Raw genomic sequence first — 22000 nt, forward strand, 5'->3', positions numbered from 1 at the left:
ATAAAAATCCACATCAAAACGGCACTGAAAAAGAATCAACTTTTTCAGTGCCATTATTTTTTAATGTTTTTTTGAGATTGCGCCGCGCGCTTTGATTCTCCAAACTTCTAATCCAAAACAAGTAAATTTAGTAACAATGGATTATTAATTAAACTTTTGAATTTGAAACAAGTTATAATAGGCACCTTGTTTTTTCATAAGTTCATCATGACTTCCCATCTCTACCATTCTTCCATGATCAATGACAATAATTTTATCTGAATGTGTAATGGTGGAAAGACGATGAGCTACGATAAAAGTAGTTCGATTTTCCGCTAAACGAAACAAGGATTGTTGAATTAAGCTTTCACTTTCTAAATCTAACGAACTCGTCGCTTCATCAAAAACAAGGATTTCCGGACTTTTTAAAAATACACGTGCAATAGCTAACCGTTGTTTTTGTCCTCCTGACAATTTCACACCACGTTCTCCTATATTGGTAGCATAACCTTCTGGGAGAGCGCGAATGAATTCGTCAGCATTAGCTGCTTCTGCTGCTCTGTATACTTCCTCATCTGTTGCTTCCGGTTTCCCCATTTTAATATTAAACATAACGGAATCACTAAATATGACATTATCCTGCAGAACCATTCCAACTCGATCTCGCAATGATCGTACTTGATAATCCCTGACATCTTTACCATCAATGACAATTTTGCCATCTGATACGTCATGAAAACGAGGAATTAAACTCATAATCGTACTTTTTCCGCCCCCGCTCATACCAACTATCGCAACTGTTTCTCCTCTTTCAACGCGAAAGCTGACATCCTTTAAGACAGGCTCATTCTCTATATAATGAAAGTTAACTCTGTCAAAGATGACTTCTCCCTGCGGATGAGAATATGGTACAGCATCTTCTTTGTCTTCAATATCATATTTCTCATCAATAAGTTCGAACACTCTATCCATGGAAGCAACTGCTTGCGTAAGAATTGTTGAAGAATTAACAAGCCTGCGTAAAGGACTATATAATTGATCCATATATGCAACAAATGCAACCATTGTACCTACCGTTAAGCCGTTTTGTATAACCAATACCCCAGCAAAACCGATCACAAGAATTGGGGCTATATCCGTAATTGTATTTACTACTGCAAACGTCTTTGCGTTCCATCTCGTATGATCAACTGCTTTAGAAAAGAAGTTTTCATTGCGCGTATCAAATTCCTTTTGCTCGTAATCCTCTAAGGCAAAACTTCGTATCACATTCATCCCTTGAAGTCTTTCATGCAAATGCCCTTGTACTTCAGCAAGTGCCTGAGAACGCCGACGTGTCATATCGCGCAGTTTACTAAAGAAATACTTAATTGCAAACCCATAAAATGGTAATAATACAATGGCAACTAAGGTAAGTGAAACATCCATCGTTAACATAATTATAATAGCAACAATAATCGTAAACAGGTCAATCCAAATATTCATCATACCTGTCATAACAAAGTTCTTTGTTTGCTCTACGTCATTAATGACTCGGGAAATAACTTCTCCGGATTTACTATTTGAGTAAAACTTAAGACTTAGTTTTTGTAAATGATGAAATAAACCATCGCGAATATCATACAATACTTTATTTCCTATCCATTGCGCTAAATATTGACGATAATATTCAACTGGAGGTCTGATGATCACAAATAAAACAAAGACTATTCCCATTAACCAATAAAGGTTACTCAATTGCTCATTATTAGACAGTCCCTCTGCTCCGATAATATCATCAATAACATGTCTTATAATCAAAGGCATCATTAACGGTATCCCAAATTTCACCATACCAATAAGAACTGTTAGCACTATTTGTTTCCAATATGGTTTTACAAAACTCATGTATCTTTTCATACTATCCAAGTCAAACATCTCCTACTTTATTTAAAGCAAAGAAGAGACGGCTCAAAATACATGAGCCGCTCTCTTTTATTAGCAACTTTCATTTTATCGGTGTTGTAAAAATCGTTCGTACCAATACTCAATAAACGCTGGCTCAAATGGTCCCTTTTGTTGACTTATCCATGATACCAGTTCGTCAACAGTCTTCCAAAGTATATGCTCTACTTCCTCAGGATACTTCATTTGATTCTTATGTAAAGCAAACTCATCTTCATCCAATAGTTTATAAGTCATATCAGGAAAAACTTTGATATCTAAATCATAATCTATATATTTAAGTGCTTCATCATCATAAGTAAAAGGAGTTCCTAAATTACAGTAATAATAAATTCCGTCGTTTCTAATCATTCCAATGACGTTAAACCAATGTTTTGCTGTAAAGTAGCAAATAGCCGGCTCTCGGGTACGCCATTGACGACCATCTGATTCATGAACAATTATTCGGTCATTTCCGCCAACAATTTCTTGAGATGTTCCTTTTAAAATAATCGTTTCTTCCCAAACACGATGTAGATGTCCATTGTGTTTATAGCTTTGTACTTCTATATTACTTCCAATTTGAGGGAATTTCACATGCGTACGCTCCTTTCTTAATAGCTTTTCTAGACGGTAGCTGCCCATTTTATAAATTCCTATCTCTCAAAAAACGTCCTGTGGGATCTTCAGTTACTATTTTTCCGATGCGTTACCATCCGATCATTTGGATCTAAAAACAATTCAAATGGTGGGTTTTTCACTAAATAATTTTTCAATTTAAAATAACTGATCGTTCTTGTTTTATCTCCTTGAACAATTGGTTCTTCTCCAGTTTCCAGAAAATATTGATCACAGGCGATCTGACAATGATCAATGTGTTTCGGATAATCTGGATCTTCAAAAACTTCGAAGGTCTCCTTTGACATATAAAAGGGTTTATTTGGTTTACCGCCTAAATATGAATGTAAAAGTTCAAAATCTATTTCATGTGTATCTAATACGATACTGCGTAGGGAAATTCCATTGTCTAAATTAAGGGCAAATTCATTCACTGCAGTTCGAACTTCCTCTATTGTAGCTTCGATGTCCTTTACTACTACTTCTTCTTCCCCTTCTTTCTTTTTATTCTCTTTGCGAGCTTTTCTAAAGAACACAATTACCACTCCTTGAAATATGAGCACTAAATCACAATGGAAACTATCTGTGTCACATCAACATATTAAGCCTCAGCATACTCTCTCCCACTCATTATACTATTGTTTTGCTAATTTTAAAACGATGGTAATAACTGGGGGGACTGTCCCCCCAGTTATTACCATAAAAAAGCCCTTTCCTGTAATTAAGGAAAGGGCCGTGGGACATGACAACATTACATTCTTACTCTTTAAAATTTGAGAAAAGAGAGAATGTTATTATTGTTGCTGCTGTCCTTTAGAAGAAGCTTGCTGCTTACGCTGGTTAGATTGCTGATTTTGACGTCTAACCTCTTGCGCGTCTGTTTCACTTGCAAACTCAGTTTTTTGTCCTTGGTTTTGTGCAGATTGTTGATTTTGGCGCTTCACTTCTTGCGGATTAGTTTTAGAAGCGTTTTGGTTCTGTTGATTGTTAGCCATGTGTATCACCTCCACAAAAGTTAATATAACCAGAGGAGAAACATCTTATCCAAAAAAAATTATTACGTTAACAGTGAAATACCACCATCAACAATAATCGTCTGACCACATATCATCGTTGCTTCTTCTGAAACTAAAAATAAAGCAGCATTCGCTAAATCCTCCGGCTCTACAAGCCGTCCAGCAGGAGTGCGTTCTTTAGAATCACCTAATAATTCGTCTCGATTAGGAAAATGAGTCAGTGCTTCTGTATCCACCGCTCCTCCCGAAACAGCATTTACACGGATTTGATAAGGTGCCAATTCTACAGCTAAATATCTCGTTAATGCCTCAACAGCAGCTTTGGAAACTCCTACAGTAGTATAGTTTTTCAAGTATCTCCCCGCACCTAAAGAACTCAAGCTAACGATAGCACCACCCGTTCCTTGTTCCTTCATTCGTTGTGCCGCCATTTGCGAACAAAATAACATCGCTTTATTGTTAATATTCATTGTCCAATCCCAGTGACTCTCCTCGAGCTCTAAAACCGGACGTAACACACCCGATGCAGCATTATTAATAAGGACATCTATCCGTCCAAACTCTTCATCAATTTTTTCAAACATCTCTTGTACTTTTTCTTTTTTTGCAATGTTTGCTCTCACAGTAATCGCTCTTCGTCCGAGTTTCCTTATTTCTTCTGCTGTTTCTTCCGCTTTTTCCCTGCTTCTCGCAAAATTAATGACTACATCATAGCCTTTTTCAGCTAATTTTAAAGCAATTGTTTTACCGATCCCTCGACTACTCCCTGTAACTAATGCCACTTTATTACTATTAGACGTCATATTATCTTCTCCTTTTAAAAATTGTATAGAAGGCTTGTTTTTATGTAAAAACTACTATCGTAATTGCAAAAATAATGTTGAAATTTTGCTTGTTCCTAATATCGTATGATACCACAAAAAGGAGAGGATCGCTTATGTACGTTGGCAGAGATATGACTGAGCTTTCAACAATGTCTAAAACAAATTGGACAGAAAAAGAACTGGCTTATTTTCACCAGCTCTTTCAACAGATCACACCTTATGCTAATGCAGAGGGTGTCGTTATTCATCGCGAAATCATCGAAGAAATTGTTAACCGAGGCGGACTGCCTAAAATGGAGGCAGATTGGACAAGTGGCACTCGAATTCAAATTGATTAATATCCACCAAACGATCATCTCAGAAAAATCGCTCCATAAATGAGAGAACCTAAAATAACCAATGCAGGATGAACCTTTCGTTTTTCCATTAAAAAGTAACTAACAATTACAATAAATCCAGTTTGCAGCCAGCCGCTGTCCAAATAGGATGTTTCTACAAATCGCACTGTCATTGCCCCTAAAAGTACAGCAATTGTTGGTCTAACTATGGTCGATAATTGCTTCACTTTAGGTGATTTTTTAAATCTTTGTAAAACACTAAGAAGAATAATCATCAGAATTAAAGAGGGTGCTATCGTTGCAAATAATCCAATAGTGGCCCCTAAAATACCTGCTTGCTCAAAACCAATGTAACCTGCCATTTTTGTAGCAATCGGACCCGGCAATGCATTACCTAATGCCAAAACCTCTCCGAACTCTTCAATACTCATCCAACCGTAGCGATGAACTATCTCATATTCAATAAGTGGGATCGTTGCGGGTCCTCCCCCGTATCCAACAATTCCAGGAATAAAAAATGCCAAGAAAATCTCCCAGTAAATCATTCTTTTTCACCAGCCTCTTTAGATAAGCTGCGTGAGAATGGATTTACTAAAACGATAATAATTAACACCCCGATAATAATGGCTGGATGAATCCCCGCTAACTCAATCAACACAATAGAAATAATAATTAAAAAAATAGCTTTAAGCCAACCGAGATCATTCTTTGATTTTTCAATAAATCCCCATGTTAAAACACCTAGCATAACAGCTACTACAGGTAACACACCTTTTGTCATTCCCTGAACCCATTCGTACTCCCGAAAGGAAGCAAGTGAGGTTAACAAAATAATCATGAGAATGACTGTTGGAATAACTGTAGCAACAATTGCATTTATCATCCCTAATATCCCGCCGACACGATACCCTACATACCCGGCAAGTTTTGTAGCGATAGGACCTGGCAATGTATTTCCGATTGCCAGGGTATCTGAGAATTCTTCTTCATCCATCCACTTATAGATATCAACTGCTTCTTTTTGAATAAGAGGAATAGACGCAGGTCCTCCTCCATATCCAAGAATTCCAACACGGAAGAATGCCATAAATATATTTGATTGATTCATTTTTTCATTCCCCTTAGTAAACGGCAATGGCGCCATCTGTACGAGATTCTGTTCCACCAGCCAATACACCAGTAACGGGATCTCTCCAAATGATTTGACCACGTCCAAAGCTACCCGACATGTGTGTTAATTGAATATCGTGCCCTTTAGCTGACAGAGCTTGAGCAATGAAGTTTGGAACACTATGCTCTAATAATACTTGTTTATCTTTCATCCACTGCCATCTAGGAGCATCTAATGCAGCTTGAGGATTCAGTCCAAAATCAATCGTATTCATGACTACTTGTAAATGTCCTTGGGGTTGCATAAACCCACCCATTACACCAAACGGTCCAATTGCTTCTTTCCCTTTCGTTAAAAACCCGGGAATAATCGTGTGGTAGGTCCGCTTGCCAGATTCAAGGGCATTATCATGCTCGGGATCAAGACTAAAATTATGTCCGCGATTTTGTAGAGAAATACCTGTTCCCGGAACAACTAATCCTGAACCAAAACCCATGTAGTTGCTTTGTATGAATGAAACCATATTACCGTCTCCATCAGCGGTTGATAAGTAAACAGTACCACCAGCATCCGGTTCTCCTGCCTCAGGTGTTAGCGCTTCTTCCGCAATTAAATGACGACGTTTCTCTCCGTAGGCTTCACTTAACATATTTTCTACACTTTGACTCATGCTGCCTTTTTCTGTAACGTATTTTTCTCCATCAGCAAATGCCAGTTTTATTGCTTCAATTTGTTTATGGTATGTATCAACATCTTCGCGAGCATTAAACTCATCGTTCTTTAGCATATTTAATGCCATGAGAGCAACAATTCCTTGGCCATTCGGCGGTATCTCCCAAACGTCATAGCCTTTGTAATTCACGGAAATAGGATCAACCCATTCAGGTCGAAATGCACCTAAGTCCTCTTTACGAATAAAGCCACCAAACTTTTTGGAAAACTCATCTATTTTATCTGCTAGCTCGCCACGATAAAAAGCTTCTCCTTTTGTTTCACCTATTAATTCCAAAGTTCTGGCATGCCCCTCGGATTTCCAGATATCACCGGCTTTAGGTATTCTTCCATCTGGTGCAAACGTCTCAAACCAACCTTGAAACTCCTCACCCTTCAAAACTTTCCGGAAATTTTCCACACCCTTTTCCCAATTATAAGCAAGAGTTGGACTTAACGGAAACCCATTACGGGCATAGTTTATAGCCGGCTTCAATACTTCTGTTAAAGGAAGTTTCCCAAATTTTTCAGAAAGCTCTACCCAAGCTGATGGAGCGCCCGGTACCGTCACAGGTGTTAAGCCAAACTTGGGCATTTCATTGATTCCTGCTTTTTTTAACTTTTCAATAGAAATACCTTGAGGTGCCGGACCACTCGCGTTCAATCCATGAAGCTTATTTTTTGTCCAAACTAACGCAAAGGCATCTCCTCCTATACCGTTAGAAGTTGGTTCAACAACAGTAAGACAAGCCGCTGTTGCAATTGCAGCATCGATAGCATTGCCACCCTTTTTTATCATATCTAATCCTGCTTGGCTTGCTAAAGGTTGAGATGTTGCAACCATGCCATTATGTCCGTATGTAACCGTACGCCGAGATGAATAAGGGTATTGATTCGCACTTGAATTTTTCATAGTAGATCCCCCTTGAAATAGTAATCATTATCTTAGCATATTTCCAGTAAGGCATAGTTGTACCTTGAGAGGTTTCGTTACATTATCTCTGGTTTAGGCGTTGGATATTACCTTCATTGTTTGTCATCAGAAATTAGACTTTGATTGACCACCATCAACGTTAAGTGTGGCTCCAACGACCCAACGAGCTTGTTCAGAGGCAAGAAACACAACGACATTAGCAATTTCCTCTACTGTTCCAAAACGTCCGGCAGGGATATTCTCTTCTACGAACCTTTCCATTTTTTCTGGATCCTCTTCGATTCGTTTTTGCCAATTACCGGTGGGATGTAAAATAGACCCTGGCGCTACTCCATTTACCCGTATACCATCTTTTACTAGTTCATCAGCCAATGATTTTGTGAAACTTATCATTGCTGCTTTTGCTCCGTTATACGTTGGTTTGCCACCAGATTCACGACCAAATATCGATGAAATATTAATAATCGATCCATTTGTTTTTTCCTTCATAAACGGAATAGCCAACTTACTGAAGTGCACAGCCGAAAAGTAATTAAGTTGCATCGCATTCTCGAATAAGTCCATAGATGTCTCCGTCGTTGAAGAGCCGCTAGAACCCCCAACATTGTTTACTAAAATATCTATCCGCCCAAAAGCTTGAATGAATGCTTGAAAAACACCATCCCTTTCTGCTTCGTTTGATAGATCTCCCTGAAAAATTTCTATGTCAGGTAAGTCTTTTTTGACTTGTTCTAATCCCTCTTCTCCTCTAGCAACAATGCCTACTTTCGCCCCCTCACCTAAAAAAGCTTCTGCAATTCCTTTGCCAATTCCTTTTGATCCACCTGTGACTAGTACAATTTTTCCTTCAAGCTGTAAATCCATCTTATACCTCTCCTTTCGCAATTGTTCCTTCAATTATCTTTTGATGAGAAACCGGGAATGGAAACCAATTTAATTCATCCACTGTAATAAATCTTTGACTATTTTGGGTATCAGTTTCATAAAGTTTTTCATTATATACTTTACTCACTCTTGCTTCATAAACATCAATTTCCCAAACAATATGAGAAAAAACATGTTTTACTTTTTGAGTAACATGTACTCCTACCCCTTCAAGTTCAATACCTATTTTTTCTATGTGAGAAAGTAAATCGGTATGATCCCTTGTTGCAGCTTCAATATTAGGGAACTGCCAAAGTTTTGCTAAAAGTCCTGTATCCGGTCTTCTTTCAATAAGTACTCTGCCTTCCTTATCCTTTAGCACAAGGGCTTTCATATTAAGTTTTTTTGGAGCTTTTTTCTTTGCTTTAACCGGAAGGAGGTCCTGAACACCTTCTTCCTTTGCTGAGCAATGATTTTGAACTGGACAGATTAAACAAGCAGGATTACGAGGTGTACAGATCATCGCTCCAAGCTCCATCAATGCCTGATTAAAATCAGATGCTCTATCCGTGGAAATAATCTCCCGCACGATGGCTTCAAATTTTTTCCTCGTCGTTGATTTTGCAATATCATCGTAGATCGTATTAATTCGTGCCAGTACTCTCATCACATTTCCGTCTACAGCCGGAGCAGGTATGTTATACGCGATAGATAATATTGCTCCTGCTGTGTATGGACCTACGCCTTTTAACGTACTAATATCTTCTTCTGAATTTGGAACAATACCACCGTAACTCTCTTTCACTTCTTTCACTGCCTGATGAAGGTTTCGCGCACGAGAATAGTATCCTAATCCTTCCCAAGCCTTTAGTACTGTTTCTTCCTCTGCACCTGCTAACTTTTCAACACTTGGAAATAAGCTCATGAAACGTTCATAATATGGAATAACTGTATCCACTTTTGTCTGTTGTAACATGATCTCCGAAACCCAGATTTTATAAGGGTCACGTTCACGTCGCCATGGCAGATCGCGTTTATTAATATCATACCATTCTAATAAATCTCCTTGAAATACCGTTTTATTTATCTCAACCATTATATTCTCCTTTTCAAAACTCATTAAAATGGGTATAAATATGAAGACGGCCTTAATTTGATTAAGTCCTAACCCACATGATAAAATTGTGTACCTTATTCATTATACATTATTGCCTAGGAGGGAAGCACATGGACACAGGAACCCACGTTGTTATGGGAATTGCCATCGGTGGTTTGGCAACACTTGATCCTGTCGTTGCCGGAAATCCCGAAATGACACAAGCCGTGATGATTGGTGCCTTAATTGGATCTCAAGCTCCAGATTTTGATACCGTTCTGAAGCTTAGAAATAATGCTACTTATATTCGCAACCATAGAGGCGTCACACATTCTATCCCTGCATGGTTTATCTGGCCTACTTTAATAACTTTATTCTTATATTTACTCATGCCTAATTTAAATCTGTATCATTTATGGACCTGGACTTTTTTTGCAGTCTTTATCCACGTATTTGTTGATATTTTTAATGCTTATGGAACAAAAGCATTTTCACCATTTTATCCTAAGTGGCTTGCACTCGGAGTAATAAATATTTTTGATCCGTTTATTTTCATTGCTCATATCGTAGCTATTACTTTATGGCGAATGGGACTAAATCCAGGTTGGACTTTTTTGACGATGTTTATCGTCATTGCCGCTTATTATTTCTGGAGAATTCACGAGCAGAGAAAAGTATATAAAACCTTGAAATCTTTTCATCCCGAAGCAACGCATATTTTTACCTCGCCAACGTTTAAATGGAATTTATGGCACTGCGTTGTTCGGACAAAAGTTAAAATGTACGTAGCTGAATCTAGAAATGGAAAAATTAATTATTTCGAAACCTATCCATTTGAACCAATTCCAGAAGACATTGTAATTGATGCCGCAAAGAAAGATGCTAATTTATCAGCATTCCTATCTTTTTCGCCGGCTTACAGATGGGCTATTTCCATCGAAGAACATGGCTATTCAGTGAAGTTTATCGATCTTCGTTATCGAAGCAAAGGTTATTACCCTTTTGTAGCAATTGTTCGTTTGGATGAAAACTTACAGGTACTCAGCTCGTACACTGGATGGATCTACAACACCGATACGTTAAAAAGAAAATTAAGACCTTTGGAAACTTAAGAAAAACGGCATGGCCGTCTTTTATTAAATACAGCGTCAGCTTCCACCGCCCCGAGTAGCACCTACGTATTGAGTGTAGGTGCTACTCGATTGGAGGGTGGTTTTCCCTTGATACGTGCGGTGTGAAGGTAGCTGCCAATTTTATAAATTATCTCTTAAAGAAGATTGTAGCGTACTTGAAAACAGTTGCGTTTAAAAAAGTGATGCCCCCGACAATTGGAGGTCATCACTTTTTTGGTTAACTTTAATGTAAAAACTTCTTTCGTTCAAACAACTCTTTGTATTTTGGTTTTTCTAAAAGAACCTCGTGAAGTCTTGAGCCATGATTATCAATCCATTGAATTAATAATCCTTCTGTCACTTCTTTCCCTTTATATTCTCTTCCTGATTTAGCATATGTTGTTTCAAAGTCTTCCCATAACAGTTCCACCCACGTTCTCGCATCGGAGTGTGAAAGGTGGTCATTTTGCTCTAGAAGTCGATTAGTAAGTCGGTCAAAATAATCTTGCACATGAAAACCTCCTTTTAATTGATAAAACTAGTCACTGACAGTAAAATCAATCCGGGAACACCAGATATGAAGCTTACAATTAGGCTTAAAATCATTTCAATAAATTCTCAGGATGAAACTGCTTGTATTACGTAAATAATATCAATACCCCATCAACAAAGGAGTGTTTAACAATGCGAAATAACAGCAGGCAGTTACCCAGTCGAATATCTCTTGATACTGAAAGACACGAAGCCGATGCTTTTGTCTCAAAACGGCCAGATGGATCTATTAAGGACCATCCTCAGGAGAGAATGGCAGCAGCTCCGGCAAAAGACGAACGCAACCATCGCTGAACTGAAATCTGAATGAAAACTGGAGGTTATTTTTATGGGGAAACAAAATAACGGCAGTAAACCAGCATATCAGGATCCATTCCAGTCGCCTCGGGCAAATCCGAAGCGTTCGTTTCACCAAGTTAATGGTGAGACGAAACAGAGTCTGCACAATCAGATATTAGAAGTTCAAACGGGAAAACGGTGCTAACACTCCTTTTAGAGAGGATGACTTTAAAGTCATCTTCTCTTTTTTTACAGATAAGAATGTATAAGTTGACAGCTATCTTTACGCCACGCGTGCCAAGGGAAACCCACATCCCTTCGCGTAGCACCTACACGCAATACGTAGGTGCTACGCGGGGGTGGCTAAAAGATCACGCTGTATTTAATAAAAGACGCTACGCATTTTTCTTTTGTCACTTTTTTTTATTTCCAAGAACAGAAATCGGTACTGCTTCTTTTGTTTTAGATTGATTTCGAAATCCCCAAGCAAAAACACCATTCATATAATCGACGTGAAAGGTTTCAATTTCACCGTCTTTTATTTCATATACCATTCCAGGAATAAAATCAGCAGGGTCCATTAAGTATGCCTGGGCCATGATCATTTTCCGTTCATGAACAGCATATTCGTTTATCATCCCCATTTGTTCCGCTTTTTGCGCTTTTATCTTTAATTCAGCAATCTCTGTTTGAAGTTCAGCCGGCTTCATGCGACTATATTTCTGCTCCATGGATTATTAATCTCCTTCAACGACTTCAGTCATATGTTATTCCCATTATAATAGAGAAGAGATATGTAATACAAAACATGCGCCCTATTGCCTGGTTAGCATTGTCATTCTTCTTCATTTAAATTTTCAAACCATTTCTCAATAAGCTCCATAGAATATCCTCTACTGTATAAATATTGCTTTGTACGTTGTTTTCTTTCCCAAAGATCCTTTTGGCTATGCTTTTTCCACGCTTTTTCGGCCTGTTTAGCTAGTTCCTCTGCTTCGGCTTCATGGTCTGTTTCGATTTCTGCATACCTAATCGCTTCGTAAGCAGTAGTTTGATCAAATCCTCGTTGTATTAAAAACTGTACCAATTTTTGCTCTTTCTTTTTCTCACCCTCTTTTTTATAAGAAGACTGCTTTTTCTCCACCATTTTGATTGCTGTATCCAACTGAAGCTCTTTAGAGTATTCTTCCATAGCCGCTTCAATAATCTTTTTATCTACACCTTTTTGCAAGAGCTCCTGTTTAATAACAAGTGGTCCTTTTTTATGTGCATCACGTTTCGTTCTGACAAACGCTTCTGCAAACCGTTGATCATCTAAAAAATCCAGTTTTTTTAACTTATCTATCATTTGAGATATTTCTTCCTCTGCAATATCTACCTCAAGATCCCGCAAATAACGCTGGATTTCCACCTCTGATCTCATTCGATAGGAGAGAAAATTTAATGTCTTTTGCATTGCTTTATCTATTTCATCTTTATTTCTTAATTCAATCACTCGGTCTTCGGTTAATTCCGTGTCTTTCCAGAGCTTTTGTTGAATAAGGATATCTTCAGAGACAGACAACGCATATTCATCTCCATTACCACGATCAATATAAACATGATACCTGTCTTTCCTTTTCTTTGCGGGGGTTATTTTCGTTATTTTAGGCATATTATCCTCACTTTCCTTATGGAAGAAGTTTCAGTTAAACAAATTAAAGGGAATGATACATACAGATCTTATAACCATGATAAAACAGGAGGCGATACAATGAAAGTAGCAATCACTGGTGGTACAGGCTTTATTGGACAAGCAGTAACAAATGAACTTATCGCAAACGGTCACCAAGTATTTATCTTAACTAGAAATAAAGCGAATAAACAGGAAAAAGAACAACTTTATTTTGTCGAGTGGCTCAAAGAGGGTTCGTTTCCTGAAAAAGAGCTAGATGGCATCGATGCGATCATTAACTTAGCAGGTGAAAACTTAAATAGCGGCCGTTGGACTCCTGATAAAAAAGAAAAAATTATGGATAGTAGAATTACAGCAACGAGAGAAACAATTCGAATTATTAATGCGATGGAAAATAAACCGGAAGTATTAATCAATGGTTCTGCTGTCGGATTCTATGGTACATCTTTTACAAAAACATTTACTGAATCATACGATGAACCAGGTGAAGACTTTTTAGCAGATGTCGTCGTTCGTTGGGAACAAGAAGCTATGAAAGCTCCTTCAAAAACGAGAGTTGTTTGTACACGGTTTGGTGTTGTTCTGGATACAGATGAAGGAGCTCTCCAGAAAATGCTCCTGCCTTTCAAGCTTTTTGTCGGCGGGAAACTGGGTACGGGAGAACAGTGGATGTCATGGGTGCATATTGAAGATGTAGCAAAAGCATTAAGCTATTGTATTGAAAACAAAGATATTCATGGCCCGGTAAATATAACAGCACCAAACCCACAAAAAATGAAAGACTTTGGAAAAACGCTGGCTCATGTTCTTCATAGACCCTTCTGGGCACCTGTACCGAGCACATTACTTCATATCGGTTTGGGTGAAATGAGTGTTCTCGTATTAGATGGACAGCACGTATACCCACAAAAACTAATCGATAATAACTATTCATTTAACCATCCGGATCTTCAAGAAGCTTTCGAAGATCTATTCAAAACAGAGTCGTAAGCATCCTAATTATAATTATCTGAATACATCCCCTCCTTTTAGCTAATACTAATTAAAACAGGCCAAAAGGAGTTGGATAATTATGACAAGGAAAACCTCGAAAACGAAAGAAGACCGTCGCACACTTTCTAGTGCACAAGAAGTATCATATCAGTCATCCTTTAAAAAAGCGGATAAAGAATTTTTCAAATCAAAATCCAACCTTTAAGTAATCTTTGTTCTTTAGTTTTTACAAGTGGGAGCTTTTCCGGATTATTACTATTTTAAAAAGGAAGTGTGCTTCATGAAAAAAAGTGACGAAGATATAAAAAAGAAAAATAACGCAAAAGAAAACCAAGATATTGAATACAGTGATGAAATGGCGGATATTGAGTATCGCGATTCTATTGCGCGAGCAAAAGCTGCTAATCAACGGTTTGATGCAGATAATATTTAAGAAAGTATACCTTCACTTTCTTAAGATGAAGAGGTTGACAACCGCTGCCAAGTTACTTTTCCACATTAAAACCCCCTATCAAATCAAATGAAAATGATAGGGGGTTTCTAAAACTGCATAAGAAAAACGGCATAGCCGTCTTTTATTAAATACAGCGTTATCTTTCGCCACCCCGAGTAGCACCTTTGTATTACATGTAGGTGCTCGTGTCACGTAAAGGCAGCTGTTATCTTATACTTTCTGCTAAAAAAATACTCTTCTTTTCTAATCATTTAAGCAGATCTACTTCGCTTAATCAAAGAAAAAAATACAAGGCTCTAGTAACTTAAATGTTATTTTTCACTGCTCAGAAAAAAATTTTCCCTCTAACCCTACACAAATCATGGAAAAATAGGTATGATGGAAAGAGAATTGTAATAAAGGAGAGCAATTTTACAGTGATGGAGTTTACTAACATCTTTATATTAATATTTTTATTCGGCTTCGGCATTTTTCTTATAAATATTTTTACTAGTGTCTGGGCTTATAAAGACTCCGTCAGGAAAGGAAACAGTAAAGAGTTTAGTCTTATTATATTAATAGGAACTTTATTTTTCCCGATTATTGGACTTATTATCTATCTTATAATTCGTAATGACTCTTAACTTCTTCTCGTAATGTATGAGATCCTTCATCAATCTTTCCACAAATGACCGAAACAAATATTATGAAAGGAACGGTGAAGTGATATGCCAGTTTTACCACCAAGTTTTATCGGAAAAAAAGTTTATGTAGATGGAGGTCAAAGGTATTTCATCTTAAAATACCAAGAGCCAAGTGGTACACGGAAATTCCACGCTCTTTTATTTGATCATGAAACACCAGTTATATTTGCGGTTTTAGATTATCAAGGTAAGTTCCTAGACTCCTTTTACTTATCCAATAAAACAACCGTTGAATCCGATGAAGCATCGGAGAAATACAAACAGATTAGCGACAGAAAAAAACAACTTAAAATGACGCAGGATGATCTTAAGGATGCCTTAAAATCGAATGAAAATGCTAAAAAGAAAAACATTAAAATTAAGAAACAACTTGTAGACGAACATCTTGAAGACATTAAAAATGGATGGTCATCAAGACTGATCGCATTGCAAATAGCAGAAGGAATTTCTGACCAATCACTCATAATGGTTACATTAGACAGCGCAATAGATAAAGCAAACGGAATGAAAGCTTTTCATCATTTATTAAATCACCGGATTGATCAACTTATTCCGAATCTAGCTAAGCATGTTAAAGATAGCCCTGAATTAATAGAAGAAGTTCCTGCTTATTACTTAAGTTATGATCAAGCAAAAATTGTTGAGCAATTCCTCAATGACTCCACTAAATACGTAGATATTGAGAATTACAAGGCCATTGAGAGTATTCTTCAACAAGCTCAAAAGATCGACCATGTTCACTATTCAACCGTACTTCGATCTGTTCTTGTAAAACTATTTAAACGCGTCAAGGCCGAAACAGAAGACACGAAGAAAGATTGGTTAAACAAAACTGTTCATGACCAATCATTACGTACGATGATCGTACAACTTCTAAAAAAACAAACAAGCTAAATTGAAAAGCGCAAGTCGAGAGTGATTCTCTCGATTTGCGCTTTTTCTTAACCCAAAGAAAAAACACCTCTATGCCATTTAAAACAGCCTAGAGGTGTTTTTCTATTCTATTTCAATCAAAAACTGTTTATGTTCATGAAGTTCATCATCTTCTAAATGCACTGTGACATGAAACTCTCCAGTTTCCTCAAAAACGTGCTCTGTTTTATAAACACCTGAATCCGTTTCTTCAGCACTGATCCATTCATGGTGTTCATCTCCATGTTTCCACACTTCGAACTGAACCTTTCCACCTGTCCATGGATCGCCCTTCCAATCAATCTCAACTTCCAAAGAAACATTTTCTGAAGCTGATGCTTGCTCGCTTGTTTGCCATCTAATGTCAATACTTTCATTCATATGGTGGTGGTCACTATTATCTTCATTTTCATCCTGATTATTTCCCTCATGTTCATGTACATGATTCTCTTCTTCGTTTGTGTCCTGTTGTTCCGCTTCGTCATTCTCCACTTCTAGATCGAGATCCGGTTCGCCTATGACGATCTCTTTTACTGGCATGGCATGACTGCCACGAGCCGTTACATGTGACTGAACATGGTAAAGCTTTTCTTCCGAAAAAGTATGTGACAATTCATATAGTCCTTCTTCTCCTGGCAGTTCTGCTTCAATCATTTCACTTTCTGACTTCTCTCCATCGGCCCAAACTTCGAACGTTACTTCACTTGCATCATCCACCATTTCCTCCCCTTGTGTTACCAAGACTTGGAATACTAGATCTTCATCCACATCCGCTTTATCGGGAATGGTAAGCTTTGCATCTACTGGATCTAAGTTTATATCATCTACACTTTGCATGCCTGAGTCATTATTATCTTCCTCTTGTCCACAGGCAGCCAACGTTAGAATCAACAATGTTGAAAAAATTAGCTTAAGTATTTTATTCACTGTGTACCTCCCTTACAAAATTAAAAATATTCTCTAGATGATAGTACCGCATTTAGAAAACTATTACTATCTAACAAGAAACACGTCACACATTTGTCACTTATCCCACAATACAAAAGAAGAAAAGATTCACACTCTTTTTATGACACCAGAGTTTGAATCTTTTCTATTAGGATATTAGATTTCATCACTAAGAAGTTTCTAGTTACCTGTTCAAACAATACTGTTTCTATACTTTAAAAATGCTAATCTGTTTTCTTAAGTCTTCTGCCATATTAGCCAGATTTGAGGCAGCCCCTGTCACTTCTTCCATTGTTGCTAATTGTTCCTCGGAAGAAGATGCAATGTCTGCTGTATTATCTCTAGATGTTTTTGCTATACTAGATACCTTCTCTACAGAAGAATTAACCAGTTCCATACTTGCAGACATTTGCTCAGATACTGCTGATAATTCCTCAATCTCGCCACTCACATTCTCAATAGAAGCTAATATTTGATGAAATGAGTTGCCAGTCTCTTCTACTAAAGCCATTCCTTCATTTACTTCTATTGTTTCATTGTTCACCATTTCTACAACTTTTAAAACGTCATTTTGAATCACCTGCACCAAATGAGAAATTTGACTTGCTGATCCTCTAGATTGTTCCGCCAATTTTCTTACCTCATCAGCAACTACCGCAAAACCTTTTCCGTGTTCACCTGCTCTTGCAGCTTCAATAGCAGCATTAAGCGCTAATAGATTAGTCTGGTCTGCTATGCCAGTAATAACATCGATAATTTTTCCGATTTCATTTGAATTACCATCTAATCCTTTAATGACATTGTTCGTCTCTTTCGTAGAATCATTAATGGAAGTCATTTGTCTTACAACATTTTGTAATAACTCGTTCCCCGCTATTGCCTGCGCAGAGGTATCCGAAGCTGATTCTGCTACGTTTGATGACGTATCCGCTATACGATTAATCCCAATTGATAACTCTGAGATTGCGTTGGCACTTTCTTGAGTCGCTTTACCTTGTATCTCAGAACCACTTTCAACCTCTTGAATAGCAACTGTTACTTGATTAGTCGCTAAACTGGTCTGCTCTGCACTGGCCATCAATTCCTCTGCCGAAGATGCTACTTGAACAGAAGTACTGCTCACATTCATAATTAATTCTCTCAAATTTTTTGTCATTAAGTTAAAAGATGTTGCTAATTCTCCTATTTCATCTTTATTCTTAACTTTCAAATCATCAATCGTCAAGTTTCCTTGTGCGATTAATTCTGCAGACTTAGAGATTTGTTGTACAGGCTTAGAAATTATTTTACTAATGTACAAAGCTATGACTATCCCAAGAACTAATGCAAATAAACTAATACCAATAATTAACATTTTGCTAACATTCGCTTTACTTGAAAGAGCCGAACTGGATGCTTGAAGATTTGTTTCTTGATAAGAACGTGCCAATTCACCAACTTCTATAATTCTAGAAGTTAATCTACTGCCTTGTTCTTCCATTAACCAGGCTATTTCAGAAGTATCATTTGCGTCTTTAAATTCAAACAATTCCTCTGCTAATTCATTATATTTATCCTCTACTACGATTAGTTCATCCATTATTTTCATAGCTTCATCAGAAGTATTTAAGCTTAAAAACTCTTCTGCTTTTGCAGTAAATTCCTCCGCTGATTCATTGAACAGAGTTAAGTTACTCGAATTACTAGTTACCAAATACCCCCGAACAGCAATTTGTTCCTTGAGTGCTGCACTTTCCATTTGGTTAACAATACTCATTTGGGTAAACCTATCATCTATCGAGTTTGAATAATCATTATCGATGGTTGTAAACTCACTGTATGTAATTACAGAAACAACTGCCATCAATATCAAAACTGAAAAGAATCCTAACAATAATTTTTTTCTTATAGTTATCCTCATTTTGATTTCTCTCCTTTGATTGAATTAGGTGTTGAAATATTGATAAGTTCCTCCTGTTTAAAATACTTGTGCGTCCTTCTTAATAATGGACATAGTCGGTTAAAATAGAACGTTTTTTATAACTTACCCATAAGTTAACGCTTTCATTAGTTCATCTATATTAAATATATAGTATGTATTGACTATATTCAATTGAATTTTTTGTTCTTTATGTTCATTTTTTATAACTTTACACCTATTAATTACATTTAATTCAATATAATGAACTTCTAAACTAGTATATATTAGCACTTTAGCCATACAATTAATCATACATTTCTATCATTTAATAAAAAACGGCATAGCCGTCTTTTATTAAATGTAACGTCAGCTTCTGGCGCCCCCCATGTAGCACCTACGTAATGCGTGTAGGTGCTACTCGAATGCAGGTTCGTTCACTTTCAAATTATAAACATTTATATCATTTGATTCATTCGTTGCTTTTTCATTTCGTATTACGCTCTGTATAGTGGTACTTTTCCTTTATAAATATCACTCCAATTAAGCCAAACATGGAGAAAATTACGGGAGTAAGGAAGCCATAGTAGTATCCATGACTTACAATACCTGCTGTTGACTGGAAATGATCTAACAAATACCCAAAAATGCTTGGCAGCAATACTGCACTTAAAAACCCTCCTGTATTCGCAAACCCAGTGACAATACCTGATTCAGTAATAGGAAAAGATTGGCGAACGACTGCAAATGTTAAGGAATTTGATCCAAATCCAAAGCCAATGATAAAGAAAAGTATAATTAGTAAGTAAATTGGTGGATGCTCTTTAAACAAAAGAAAGACAGACCAACACAATAAAACCGTGATATGAAAAACGATATAAGGCCGTTTAATCGTTTCTAAATAACTTGAGATCCAACCGATTAAAGGTGCGCCAATAAGTGCGCCAATAAGACTTACCATAATGATCTGGCTGGCATCTAAGCGTGTCATCCCGTACACATCCATCATATATGGTACTGCCCACGAACCGATAAATCCTATATACCCCCCGACAATCCCAAAGTGACAAAAGAACAATGCCCATGCCTGCCGACTAGAAAGTATTCTACGGAGTAAAACCATAGTTTTTTCATGTTTTCTTTTATTTTTAACAAATACTGATTGTTTTGTTTTTTTTACAAGTACAATGTAAAGAAAAATACTGCATAAACATAAAAATACCCCGGCTGAAAGAAATGCTCCTCTCCAATCAAGCAAGACAATCAATACAGAGAACGGAACTGTTGCCAAAAGGAAACCAAGACTTCCTGTCATTCCTGCAAAACCAATTAATCTAGTAAATTCCTTTTCATTAAACCATAGGCTTAAAATTAACACCATATTAACCCAGATCGTCGCATCCCCTATTCCTGTAAGTATTCTAGCAAAAAATAGAATAAACTCATGTGTACCAAGACTATAAATAATTGTACCTACACCTGTAAGCATGGCACCGATAATCAAGAAAAAATTAGGTCCATAACGATCAGCCAAAATCCCCAATGGAATTTGCAAAGCCGTATATACAAAAAATTGGATACTTGTCACTAATCCAATGGTTGACGCTGTTACACTAAAATCAATCATCAATTGGTCTGTAATTAATCCCGGAGCGGTTCGTTGACTCGACATTAGTAAATAAGTAAACAATACGGAAACAAATATAACCCATCTTAATTTACTATTTTGTTTGTCCAATGATATCTCTCCTGTAAGCTTTTACCCTATATATATGGGTTTCCTGCTACAGTAGAAACAGTATCTGATTTGGCTAGTTTATCTGGCCTTTAATTTGAGTAGTAAGTGGTTAACCTCCCTCGTTTATGAATGAGCAATTCTTTATCTTCACATACAAAAAGCACCGCAAATGCGATGCTTTTTGGTATCCATTTTTACTACATCTATTTATACGAACTTTTATTCGACTGTGGCTAGAATGCGGTTAGAGTTAATTACACTCATCTTTCCAACAACGCAACCGCTTCAACCTGTGTTGAGTAATTTTCACAGATATATCTATTATTTGCGACTTCATCTACTTACATTCTCCATTCTCCATTCTCCTAAAATGCTAGAGATCATTAAACACTCAGGTTCAAGTATAAGTTGCATACCTAAGCACTTGATTTCTAGTGGTTTTAGTACTTCTTATTCAAGACTTGAATCTAATAAGCCTGCTAATACATTAACAGTTAACTTTGTTCATCCTGCTTCTAACAAATGTATTCATCCCTTCCAAAACAGAGCATTAACACTTAGAGAAGAAGCAAGGATTCAAGGCTTTGACGATAACTTTAAATTTTATGGAAGTAGAACTCAAATAGTAAAACAAATTGGAAATGCAGTACCTCCTTTACTTGGAAAAGCTATTGCTAAGGGAGTTTATGAAATCTTTAAAGAAACTCCCTTAACAACATCTAAATAATATATATAAGTTAAATAGTTAAATAAGTGAAGAAAATAAAAACAGGCTATTAGGTTAACGGGTTCGGTTTTGGGAGGGGAAAATTGAAATCGTAGGCTTAATAACACTGTAATTAAATGTGAAATTACAGGTAAATTAACACTCAAAAACGCACAGAACTTAACATCTGTACGTTTTACTCATATTATATTTTCTTCTTCAACTAAAGCAACCCGTTTGTTTAAGTGTAATCCTTCACATTCACTAAAAATTCGTGCTTTATTCTGTGACAACATTATTAAATCAATTTAAGTTTCTTGAAAGAATCATTTAATGGGATATATTTTTTTATAAGATATTATCCTACATATGACAGGTAACTATTGGACAATATAAAGAATATAATGTTTATAGGGGGTCTAAATATATTGGAACAGGAAAAGCAAATTAGGCTTACATCAACAGAAATAGCTCAACTATGGGCTCAATACATGAGTTAGCTAAAAAGAATATGTAAAATTAAAATTATAGTATAGTTTCAGTTGGGGCAAGTCTTAGACCAGCTCATTTTTATATGCAATGGCTAAGCCTTCCCTACTGTAATAGTGCATTTCACTATGTCCCTTATAGCTGTAAC

At 36.8% G+C, this 22000-nt stretch carries 26 protein-coding genes; 10 read left to right on the forward strand and 16 right to left on the reverse strand.

The genetic code is table 11. The features are described 5' to 3' along the window. Window positions 1-144: 144 nt before the first annotated feature. The 5 genes from ACHABW_RS20015 to fabL form a co-directional block, all read right to left on the reverse strand. Complete coding sequence (locus ACHABW_RS20015) at window positions 145-1887, reverse strand: ABC transporter ATP-binding protein (protein ID WP_435757928.1); 1743 nt, start codon at window positions 1885-1887, stop codon at window positions 145-147. An 84-nt stretch (window positions 1888-1971) separates the two neighbouring features. Then, window positions 1972-2499: a nucleoside tri-diphosphate phosphatase gene (gene ntdP / locus ACHABW_RS20020; RefSeq protein ID WP_110937700.1), complete on the reverse strand. Its 528-nt coding sequence runs from the start codon at window positions 2497-2499 to the stop codon at window positions 1972-1974. An 89-nt stretch (window positions 2500-2588) separates the two neighbouring features. Further along, on the reverse strand, window positions 2589-3056 hold the full coding sequence (locus ACHABW_RS20025) for a DUF3939 domain-containing protein (RefSeq protein WP_435757930.1): 468 nt from the start codon (window positions 3054-3056) through the stop codon (window positions 2589-2591). A gap of 258 nt (window positions 3057-3314) precedes the next feature. Beyond that, the gene (locus ACHABW_RS20030; protein ID WP_110936958.1) at window positions 3315-3515 is read right to left on the reverse strand and encodes a gamma-type small acid-soluble spore protein; all 201 of its coding nucleotides are present in this window, start codon (window positions 3513-3515) and stop codon (window positions 3315-3317) included. A 62-nt stretch (window positions 3516-3577) separates the two neighbouring features. Continuing rightward, entirely contained in the window at window positions 3578-4339 is a 762-nt protein-coding gene (fabL, locus tag ACHABW_RS20035; RefSeq protein ID WP_435757933.1) for an enoyl-[acyl-carrier-protein] reductase FabL, read from the reverse strand. A 134-nt stretch (window positions 4340-4473) separates the two neighbouring features. On the opposite strand from fabL, the gene ACHABW_RS20040 reads away from it, so the two are divergent. After that, the gene (locus tag ACHABW_RS20040; RefSeq protein ID WP_435757935.1) at window positions 4474-4698 is read left to right on the forward strand and encodes a hypothetical protein; all 225 of its coding nucleotides are present in this window, start codon (window positions 4474-4476) and stop codon (window positions 4696-4698) included. A 14-nt stretch (window positions 4699-4712) separates the two neighbouring features. Here ACHABW_RS20040 and ACHABW_RS20045 read toward each other — a convergent pair whose 3' ends face one another. From ACHABW_RS20045 to mutY, 5 genes are all read right to left on the reverse strand, one after another. Next, window positions 4713-5243, reverse strand: coding sequence for a chromate transporter (locus ACHABW_RS20045; protein ID WP_435757937.1), 531 nt, complete (start codon window positions 5241-5243; stop codon window positions 4713-4715). Continuing rightward, window positions 5240-5806, reverse strand: a complete 567-nt coding sequence (locus ACHABW_RS20050; RefSeq protein ID WP_435757939.1) for a chromate transporter — start codon at window positions 5804-5806, stop codon at window positions 5240-5242. Before ACHABW_RS20050 ends, ACHABW_RS20045 begins: the two co-directional genes overlap by 4 nt. 13 nt (window positions 5807-5819) lie before the next feature. After that, window positions 5820-7433 carry a gamma-glutamyltransferase family protein gene (locus tag ACHABW_RS20055; RefSeq protein WP_435757941.1) on the reverse strand — a complete coding sequence of 538 codons (1614 nt, stop codon included), beginning with the start codon at window positions 7431-7433 and terminating at the stop codon, window positions 5820-5822. 126 nt (window positions 7434-7559) lie between these two features. Continuing rightward, window positions 7560-8318 carry an SDR family NAD(P)-dependent oxidoreductase gene (locus tag ACHABW_RS20060; RefSeq protein ID WP_435757943.1) on the reverse strand — a complete coding sequence of 253 codons (759 nt, stop codon included), beginning with the start codon at window positions 8316-8318 and terminating at the stop codon, window positions 7560-7562. A gap of 1 nt (window position 8319) precedes the next feature. Next, entirely contained in the window at window positions 8320-9414 is a 1095-nt protein-coding gene (gene mutY, locus ACHABW_RS20065; protein WP_435757945.1) for an A/G-specific adenine glycosylase, read from the reverse strand. Between the two features lie 131 nt (window positions 9415-9545). On the opposite strand from mutY, the gene ACHABW_RS20070 reads away from it, so the two are divergent. Next, window positions 9546-10526 carry a metal-dependent hydrolase gene (locus ACHABW_RS20070; protein ID WP_435757947.1) on the forward strand — a complete coding sequence of 327 codons (981 nt, stop codon included), beginning with the start codon at window positions 9546-9548 and terminating at the stop codon, window positions 10524-10526. A gap of 244 nt (window positions 10527-10770) precedes the next feature. Here the strand turns inward: ACHABW_RS20070 and ACHABW_RS20075 are convergent, their stop codons facing one another. Further along, on the reverse strand, window positions 10771-11037 hold the full coding sequence (locus ACHABW_RS20075; protein ID WP_110936968.1) for a YfhJ family protein: 267 nt from the start codon (window positions 11035-11037) through the stop codon (window positions 10771-10773). Between the two features lie 173 nt (window positions 11038-11210). Here ACHABW_RS20075 and sspK point away from each other — a divergent pair, with 173 nt between their 5' ends. Continuing rightward, window positions 11211-11372, forward strand: coding sequence for a small acid-soluble spore protein K (sspK, locus tag ACHABW_RS20080; RefSeq protein ID WP_435757949.1), 162 nt, complete (start codon window positions 11211-11213; stop codon window positions 11370-11372). 34 nt (window positions 11373-11406) lie between these two features. Next, complete coding sequence (locus ACHABW_RS20085; protein ID WP_110936970.1) at window positions 11407-11562, forward strand: YpzG family protein; 156 nt, start codon at window positions 11407-11409, stop codon at window positions 11560-11562. A gap of 208 nt (window positions 11563-11770) precedes the next feature. On the opposite strand, the gene ACHABW_RS20090 is transcribed toward ACHABW_RS20085, so the two are convergent. Together ACHABW_RS20090 and recX are read right to left on the reverse strand one after the other, a co-directional pair. Then, a complete protein-coding gene (locus ACHABW_RS20090) occupies window positions 11771-12088 on the reverse strand; it encodes a YfhH family protein (RefSeq protein WP_435757951.1) in 318 nt (105 codons plus the stop codon). Between the two features lie 104 nt (window positions 12089-12192). Continuing rightward, window positions 12193-13011 (reverse strand): recombination regulator RecX, encoded by an 819-nt coding sequence (recX, locus tag ACHABW_RS20095; protein WP_435757953.1) that lies wholly within the window; start codon window positions 13009-13011, stop codon window positions 12193-12195. A gap of 99 nt (window positions 13012-13110) precedes the next feature. On the opposite strand from recX, the gene ACHABW_RS20100 reads away from it, so the two are divergent. The 5 genes from ACHABW_RS20100 (at window position 13111) to ACHABW_RS20120 (ending at window position 16056) form a co-directional block, all read left to right on the forward strand. Beyond that, window positions 13111-14022, forward strand: coding sequence for a TIGR01777 family oxidoreductase (locus tag ACHABW_RS20100; RefSeq protein WP_435757955.1), 912 nt, complete (start codon window positions 13111-13113; stop codon window positions 14020-14022). A gap of 82 nt (window positions 14023-14104) precedes the next feature. After that, the gene (locus ACHABW_RS20105; RefSeq protein WP_110936974.1) at window positions 14105-14230 is read left to right on the forward strand and encodes a YfhE family protein; all 126 of its coding nucleotides are present in this window, start codon (window positions 14105-14107) and stop codon (window positions 14228-14230) included. 75 nt (window positions 14231-14305) lie between these two features. After that, complete coding sequence (locus ACHABW_RS20110) at window positions 14306-14458, forward strand: YfhD family protein (protein ID WP_435757957.1); 153 nt, start codon at window positions 14306-14308, stop codon at window positions 14456-14458. 440 nt (window positions 14459-14898) lie between these two features. After that, on the forward strand, window positions 14899-15102 hold the full coding sequence (locus tag ACHABW_RS20115; RefSeq protein WP_110937701.1) for a hypothetical protein: 204 nt from the start codon (window positions 14899-14901) through the stop codon (window positions 15100-15102). A gap of 84 nt (window positions 15103-15186) precedes the next feature. Then, window positions 15187-16056 carry a hypothetical protein gene (locus ACHABW_RS20120; RefSeq protein ID WP_110936976.1) on the forward strand — a complete coding sequence of 290 codons (870 nt, stop codon included), beginning with the start codon at window positions 15187-15189 and terminating at the stop codon, window positions 16054-16056. Window positions 16057-16158: 102 nt separating this feature from the next. On the opposite strand, the gene ACHABW_RS20125 is transcribed toward ACHABW_RS20120, so the two are convergent. The 3 genes from ACHABW_RS20125 to ACHABW_RS20135 all read right to left on the reverse strand — a co-directional run bounded on the left by ACHABW_RS20125 (window position 16159) and on the right by ACHABW_RS20135 (window position 20657). After that, window positions 16159-17001, reverse strand: coding sequence for a FixH family protein (locus ACHABW_RS20125; RefSeq protein WP_435757960.1), 843 nt, complete (start codon window positions 16999-17001; stop codon window positions 16159-16161). A 229-nt stretch (window positions 17002-17230) separates the two neighbouring features. Next, entirely contained in the window at window positions 17231-18922 is a 1692-nt protein-coding gene (locus ACHABW_RS20130; RefSeq protein ID WP_435757962.1) for a methyl-accepting chemotaxis protein, read from the reverse strand. Window positions 18923-19406: 484 nt separating this feature from the next. After that, window positions 19407-20657 carry an MFS transporter gene (locus ACHABW_RS20135; RefSeq protein ID WP_435757964.1) on the reverse strand — a complete coding sequence of 417 codons (1251 nt, stop codon included), beginning with the start codon at window positions 20655-20657 and terminating at the stop codon, window positions 19407-19409. 424 nt (window positions 20658-21081) lie between these two features. Between ACHABW_RS20135 and ACHABW_RS20140 the strand changes: the two genes are divergently transcribed. Then, window positions 21082-21384, forward strand: a complete 303-nt coding sequence (locus ACHABW_RS20140; RefSeq protein WP_435757966.1) for a DNA cytosine methyltransferase — start codon at window positions 21082-21084, stop codon at window positions 21382-21384. The last annotated feature ends 616 nt before the right edge of the window (window positions 21385-22000 follow it).

The organism is Salipaludibacillus sp. CF4.18, from assembly GCF_051262595.1.
Classification (GTDB): domain Bacteria; phylum Bacillota; class Bacilli; order Bacillales; family Salisediminibacteriaceae; genus Salipaludibacillus; species Salipaludibacillus neizhouensis.